Source organism: Pseudomonas sp. HMWF006 (genome assembly GCF_003061205.1).
GTDB classification, from domain to species: Bacteria; Pseudomonadota; Gammaproteobacteria; order Pseudomonadales; family Pseudomonadaceae; genus Aquipseudomonas; species Aquipseudomonas monsensis.
The window spans coordinates 1-6,503 of record NZ_QAIU01000396.1; the positions used below are offsets into that span (position 1 = coordinate 1).

The following is a 6,503-nucleotide window of genomic DNA, read 5'->3' on the forward strand; positions in this document are numbered from 1 at the left end:
GAATGGCCAGGCCTCATCGCTGGCAAGCCAGGCTCCCACAGGTTTTTGGTGAACACAATTTCTGTGAACGACACAAAACCCTGTGGGAGCTGGCTTGCCAGCGATCAGCCTTGACGCGGTATTACGACTTACTGAGCAACAGGCGTGATATCACGCATCGGCTTGCCCTTCACCGGCGCACCGCCCGCAACGTAGTACGGCGCGTTGCTGCGCGGCAGTGGTTTGCGGCCACGGATCTTGTCGGCGATTTTCTCGGCCATCATGATCGTCGGCGCGTTGAGGTTGCCGGTGGTAATGATCGGCATGATCGAGGCATCGACCACACGCAGGCTCTGCATGCCGTGCACGCGACCTTCGCCATCCACGACGGCCATGTCGTCGGTGCCCATCTTGCAAGAGCAGGACGGGTGGAACGCGGTTTCGGCGTGCTCGCGGATGAACTTGTCGAGCTGCTCATCGGTTTGCACGTCGATGCCCGGGCTGATTTCGCGACCACGGAAGGCGTCCAGTGCCGGCTGCTGCATGATTTCGCGGGTCAGGCGGATGCCGTCACGGAATTCCTGCCAGTCCTGCTCGGTGGCCATGTAGTTGAACAGGATGCTCGGGTGCTGGCGCGGATCCTTGGATTTGACCTGGATGCGACCACGGCTCGGCGAACGCATGGAACCCATGTGTGCCTGGAAACCGTGCTCTTTCACACCGTTGCTGCCGTTGTAGTTAATCGCCACCGGCAGGAAGTGGTACTGGATGTTCGGCCATTCGAACTCTTCGCGAGTACGGATGAAACCGCCGGCTTCGAACTGGTTACTGGCGCCGATGCCGGTGCCGTTGAACAGCCACTCGGCACCGATGGCCGGCTGGTTGTACCAGAGCAGCGACGGGTACAGCGAAACCGGTTGAGTGCAAGCGTATTGCAGGTACAGCTCGAGGTGATCCTGCAGGTTTTCACCGACGCCTGGCAGGTCATGAACGACCGGGATGTCGAGGCTTTCCAGCAGTTTCGCCGGGCCGACGCCGGAACGCTGCAGAATCTGCGGCGAAGCGATGGCGCCGGAGCACAGCAGGACTTCCTTGCGTGCTTTGACTTCAACGCGTTCTTCAGCCGAACCGACCAGGTAACGCACGCCGACCGCACGCTTGCCTTCGAACAGGATCTTGTCGGTCAGGGCGTGGGTGACGATGGTCAGGGTCGAACGCTTCTTGGCGACGTCGAGGTAGCCACGGGCGGTGGAAGCACGACGGCCGTTCGGCGTCACGGTGCGGTCCATCGGGCCGAAGCCTTCCTGCTGGTAGCCGTTCAAGTCTTCGGTGCGCGGGTAACCGGCCTGCACGCCGGCTTCAACCATGGCGTGGAACAGCGGGTTGTTGCCGGCCTTCGGCGTGGTCACGCTGACCGGACCGTCGCCACCGTGGTAGTCGTTCGGGCCGATGTCGCGGGTTTCCGCTTTGCGGAAGTACGGCAGGCAGTCGAGGTACGACCAGTCTTCCAGGCCTGGCAGTTTCGCCCAGCCGTCGTAGTCCATCGCGTTGCCACGGATGTAGCACATGCCGTTGATCAGCGAGGAGCCGCCGAGGCCTTTGCCGCGACCGCATTCCATCCGGCGACCGTCCATGTGTGGCTCTGGATCGGTTTCGTAAGCCCAGTTGTAGCGACGACCCTGCAGCGGGAACGCCAGGGCAGCCGGCATTTGCGTGCGGAAGTCGAAACGATAGTCCGGACCGCCGGCTTCGAGCAGCAGAACGGTGACGCCTGCGTCTTCAGTCAGACGGGTCGCAAGTGTGTTACCTGCAGAACCGGCCCCTATGATGATGTAGTCGTATTCTTGAGTCATAAGTTCTCCTGGGGGAGCTACAAGCCACAAGCTTCAAGCTGCAAGAAAAAGCAGCGAGCTGTGGCTTCGAAATCGGGGAGGGCGGCAACCCCAAACTGCTTTTACTTGCAGCTTGAAACTTGCCGCTTGCAGCTGATCAGCTAGCTGATCAGAACACCGAGACGTAATCGCCCAGCTCGACCTGTACCGATTTGATGCGTGTGTAGTTGGTCAGCGAGCTGATGCCGTTTTCACGGCCCACGCCCGACTGCTTGTAACCGCCCACCGGCATTTTCGCGTCGGACTCGCCCCAGGCGTTGATCCAGCAGATACCGGCTTCCAGCTGATGAATCACGCGGTGCGCGCGGTTCAGGTCTTTGGTCACGATACCGGCGGCCAGGCCGAAGTCGGTGTCGTTGGCGCGGCGGATCACTTCTTCTTCGGTCTCGTAGGAGAGGATCGCCATCACCGGGCCAAAGATTTCTTCACGGACGATGGTCATCTCGTCGGTGCAATCGGTGAACACGGTCGGTGCAACGAAAGCGCCTTTGGCGAACTCGCCGTCGGTCAGACGCTCGCCGCCGCACAGAACGCGGGCACCTTCTTCTTTACCCTTGGCGATGTAACCCAGCACGCTTTCCATGTGGGCGAAGCTGACCAGCGGGCCGAAGTTGGTGTTTTCGTCTTCCGGGTTGCCGATGCGGATGCGCGCTACGCGCTCGACGATCTTGGCTTCGAAAGCGGCTTTCAGGTGGCTCGGTACGAACACGCGAGTGCCGTTGGTGCAGACCTGACCGGAGCTGTAGAAGTTGGCCATCATTGCGGTGTCGGCGGCGCGATCCAGGTCGGCGTCGTCGCAGATGATCAACGGCGATTTGCCGCCCAGTTCCATGGTCACGTCTTTCAGCGACGAAGCCGAAGCGCTGGCCATGACTTTCTTGCCGGTGTCGGTGCCGCCGGTGAAGGAGACTTTCTCGATGCGCGGGTGTTCGGTCAGCCAGGTGCCGACTTCACGGCCGCTGCCGGTCAGCACGTTGAACACGCCGTTGGGCAGGCCGGCTTCGGTGTAGATTTCGGCCAGTTTCAGGGTGGTCAGCGAGGTGACTTCGCTTGGCTTGAAGATCATCGCGTTACCGGCCGCCAGGGCTGGTGCGGATTTCCACAGGGCGATCTGGATCGGGTAGTTCCACGCGCCGATACCGGCGACCACGCCCAGCGGTTCGCGACGGGTGTAGACGAAGGAAGTGTCACGCAGCGGGATCTGCTCGCCTTCGATCGCAGGTACCAGGCCTGCGTAGTATTCCAGCACGTCGGCGCCGGTGACGATGTCGACGTATTTGGTTTCGGAGAAGGCTTTACCGGTGTCCAGGGTTTCCAGCGCAGCCAGTTCATCGTTGCGCTCGCGCAGGATGTCGACGGCGCGACGCAGGATGCGCGAACGCTCCATGGCGGTCATCGCTGCCCAGATTTTCTGGCCCTTTTCCGCGCTGACCACGGCACGCTCGACGTCTTCCTTGGTCGCACGTTGCACGTTGGCGAGGACTTCACCGTTCGCCGGGTTGATGGCTTCGAAGGTGGCATCGCTGCCAGCGTCGGAGTACGCGCCATCAATGTAGAGTTTTTGCAGTTCGAAACGGGCCATAGTGTCCTCGCAAGTGCATGAGTGGTTGGCGTTGGTCACCGGGTGAGCCATGTAGCTGTGGCATCGCTGGTCGGTAACAGTTCAGGGGCTGAGCGTTTTCTGTGTGCTCTAGCTCACCTTCTTGGCCAATTGGAAATCCATGTATTCGTAAGCGATCTGTTGCGCCTGCGCCGTGTCGAAAGCGTCTCCCGACAAAGCGCCGCGCAACCACAAACCGTCAATCAACGCTGCCAGTCCTCGCGCGGCGCTGCGCGCATCTTCGAGCGGCAACACACGGCGGAACTCGCAGCACAGGTTGGAATACAGACGGTGATCGTTGATCCGCTGCAACCTGTGCAAAGACGGCTGGTGCATGCTGGTGGCCCAGAAGGCCAGCCAGGTTTTCATTGCCGGGCCATTGACCTGGCTGGCGTCGAAGTTGCCTTCGATGATCACCTGCAGATGCGCCCGTGGGCTGCTGTCTGCCAGCGCCTGACGGCGTGCGGTGACGTTCTCGCTGAGGACATTCATCAGATACCGCATCGTGGCGGCAATCAGGCCGTTCTTGTCCTGAAAGTAGTGACTGATGATGCCGTTCGAGACACCGGCCAAACGGGCGATCAGCGCAATGCTGGCGTCCCCCATCCCGACCTGATCGACCGCCTGCAACGTGGCTTCGATCAGTTGTTGGCGGCGTATGGGTTGCATACCGACCTTGGGCATCTTGCACATCTCCTTAGGCCTTCCGGCGGACGAAAAACGGCTACCGGATTAAGGGCCAGTCTATTTTGTTTTGATTGAACGTTCAATCAACAAAGAATAAGATCTGCGACAAATCGTCGCGATTTACATATTTTTCCTACGTGTAAATGGCGATAAACCGACATCCGAAAATGCTTGAAACCTGCGTGGGGCATGGCGCGGTTCGCGATTCGATGGACGTGTTGAAAGGGCAAGACGCTCAGGGCCAGGTTTCGGATGAACGTCCAGACCTCGGCCACGAAAGCGATTCGCAGCGCCATTTCGGCAGGTTCGGGCTGTTTTCGGGGTGTCTTTATATCACCCGCCGGTCGGCTGCCAACTAACCGATTGGTCGGGTTCCGTGTTGCCTTGTGTTCTTCTCTCGCACTGCCTGGAGCATTTGTGCCATGAGTTCTGCCTCGCTTATAAAGACCCCGCCCGAGAAGGTGACGGTCAACGGTTGGGTGTTCTACACCTCTACCGCGCTGATTCTGTTGTTGACCGCCATTCTGATCATCGCCCCGCAAGAGGCCGGCAGATTGTTGGGTATCGCTCAGGCCTGGTTGTCGCGCAGCTTCGGCTGGTACTACATGGTGGTGATCGCCGCCTACCTGGTGTTTGTGGTGGGCCTGGCGTTTTCCTCGTACGGCAAACTCAAACTGGGCAGCAAGGACGACACCCCGGATTTCAGTTACGGCGCCTGGGCGGGGATGCTGTTCTCGTCGGGTATCGGCATTTCGCTGCTGTACTTCGGCGCGTCCGAGCCGCTGGACCACTACTTCAATCCGCCGGAAGGCGCAGCGGCCACCAACATGGCCGCGCGTCAGGCGGTGCAATTGACGTTCCTGCACTGGGGCCTGCACGGCTGGGCGATCTACGCGCTGGTCGGTCTGGCCGTGGCGTACTTCGCTTACCGTCATAACCAGCCGTTGGCACTGCGTTCGGCGTTGTATCCGCTGGTGGGCGAGCGTTGGGTCAAAGGCGCGGCCGGTCACGCGGTGGACGGCTTCGGCATGTTCGTGACCCTGCTGGGTCTGGTGACCAACCTGGGGATCGGTTCGCTGCAAGTGTCCTCCGGCCTCGAAAACCTGTTCGGCATGGAACACAGCAATACCAACCTGCTGATCGTGATCATCGTGATGAGCACCGTGGCGACCATCGCTGCCGTGTCGGGTGTGGAAAACGGCATCCGCCGTCTGTCCAACCTGAATATTGTGCTGTTCAGCGGTCTGCTGATTTTCGTGCTGTTGTTTGGCCCGACTTTGCACCTGCTTAACGGCTTCGTGCAGAACATCGGCGATTACCTCAACGGCGTGGTGCTGAAGACTTTCGACCTGTACGTCTATGAAGGCGACAGCGCCAAGTCCGACCGCTGGTTGGGCCTGTGGACTCTGTTCTACTGGGCGTGGTGGATTTCCTGGGCACCATTCGTTGGCATGTTCATCGCGCGTATTTCCCGTGGCCGTACCGTGCGTGAACTGGTGGCCGGTGTGCTGCTGATTCCGCTGGGCTTCACTTTGGCCTGGCTGTCGATCTTCGGTAACTCGGCACTGGATCTGGTGATGAACCAGGGGGCGGTGGAGCTTGGCAAGACGGCGCTGGAACAGCCGTCGATGGCGATTTATCAATTGCTGGAACACTACCCGGCGTCGAAAGTCGTCATCGGTGTGTCGATCTTTGTCGGTTTCGTGCTGTTCCTGACCCCGGCCGACTCCGGCGCGGTGATGATGGCGAATCTGTCCTGCAAGGGCGGTAACGTCGACGAAGATGCGCCGCACTGGCTGCGGATCTTCTGGTCGGTGGTGATCACGCTGGTGACCATCGGTCTGCTGTTCGCCGGTAACTTCGAAGCCATGCAAACCATGGTGGTGCTGGCCGGTCTGCCGTTCTCGGTGGTGCTGGTGTTCTTCATGTTCGGCCTGCACAAGGCGATGCGCCAGGACGTGCAGATCGAACAGGAGCAGGCGCAACTGGCTGAGCGCGGTCGTCGTGGTTTCAGTGAGCGTCTGACGCAGCTGGATCTGCAGCCGAGCCAATCGGTGGTGCAACGCTTCATGGACAAGCAGGTCAGCCCGGCGCTGGAAGACGCGGCCGCTCAAATGCGTGTTCAGGGGCTGGAAGTGCAGACACTGCTGGGCAAATCCAAGCGCTGCATGGGCGTGCGTGTCGAGATGGAAGAGGGCAACCCTTTCGTCTACGAAGTGAGCCTGGACGGCTACCTCGCGACCCCGACCGAATCGGCTCAGTCCGATGAGGCGCGTCAGCGTTACTACCGCGCCGAGGTGTATCTGCACAACGGCAGCCAGGACTACGACCTGATGGGCTTCACG

General features: G+C 60.3%; 4 protein-coding genes. 1 reads left to right on the forward strand and 3 read right to left on the reverse strand.

Annotated elements, in window-relative coordinates; translation table 11 throughout:
- Window positions 1–128: 128 nt before the first annotated feature.
- From betA to betI, 3 genes are all read right to left on the reverse strand, one after another.
- Window positions 129–1,832, reverse strand: coding sequence for a choline dehydrogenase (gene betA, locus DBR24_RS16360; RefSeq protein ID WP_128615283.1), 1,704 nt, complete (start codon window positions 1,830–1,832; stop codon window positions 129–131).
- Window positions 1,833–1,980: 148 nt separating this feature from the next.
- The gene (gene betB / locus DBR24_RS16365) at window positions 1,981–3,453 is read right to left on the reverse strand and encodes a betaine-aldehyde dehydrogenase (protein WP_123469433.1); all 1,473 of its coding nucleotides are present in this window, start codon (window positions 3,451–3,453) and stop codon (window positions 1,981–1,983) included.
- A gap of 108 nt (window positions 3,454–3,561) precedes the next feature.
- Window positions 3,562–4,155 (reverse strand): transcriptional regulator BetI, encoded by a 594-nt coding sequence (betI, locus tag DBR24_RS16370; RefSeq protein ID WP_077574838.1) that lies wholly within the window; start codon window positions 4,153–4,155, stop codon window positions 3,562–3,564.
- Between the two features lie 482 nt (window positions 4,156–4,637).
- Between betI and DBR24_RS16375 the strand changes: the two genes are divergently transcribed.
- The coding region (locus DBR24_RS16375) for a BCCT family transporter (protein WP_256591560.1) at window positions 4,638–6,503 on the forward strand (1,866 nt) is incomplete at its 3' end.

Coding starts and splice junctions, on each gene's coding strand:
- betB (WP_123469433.1), bottom strand. CDS start 3,453: ATGGCCCGTTTCGAACTGCAAAAACTCTACATTGATGGCGCGTACTCC.
- betA (WP_128615283.1), bottom strand. CDS start 1,832: ATGACTCAAGAATACGACTACATCATCATAGGGGCCGGTTCTGCAGGT.
- betI (WP_077574838.1), bottom strand. CDS start 4,155: ATGCCCAAGGTCGGTATGCAACCCATACGCCGCCAACAACTGATCGAA.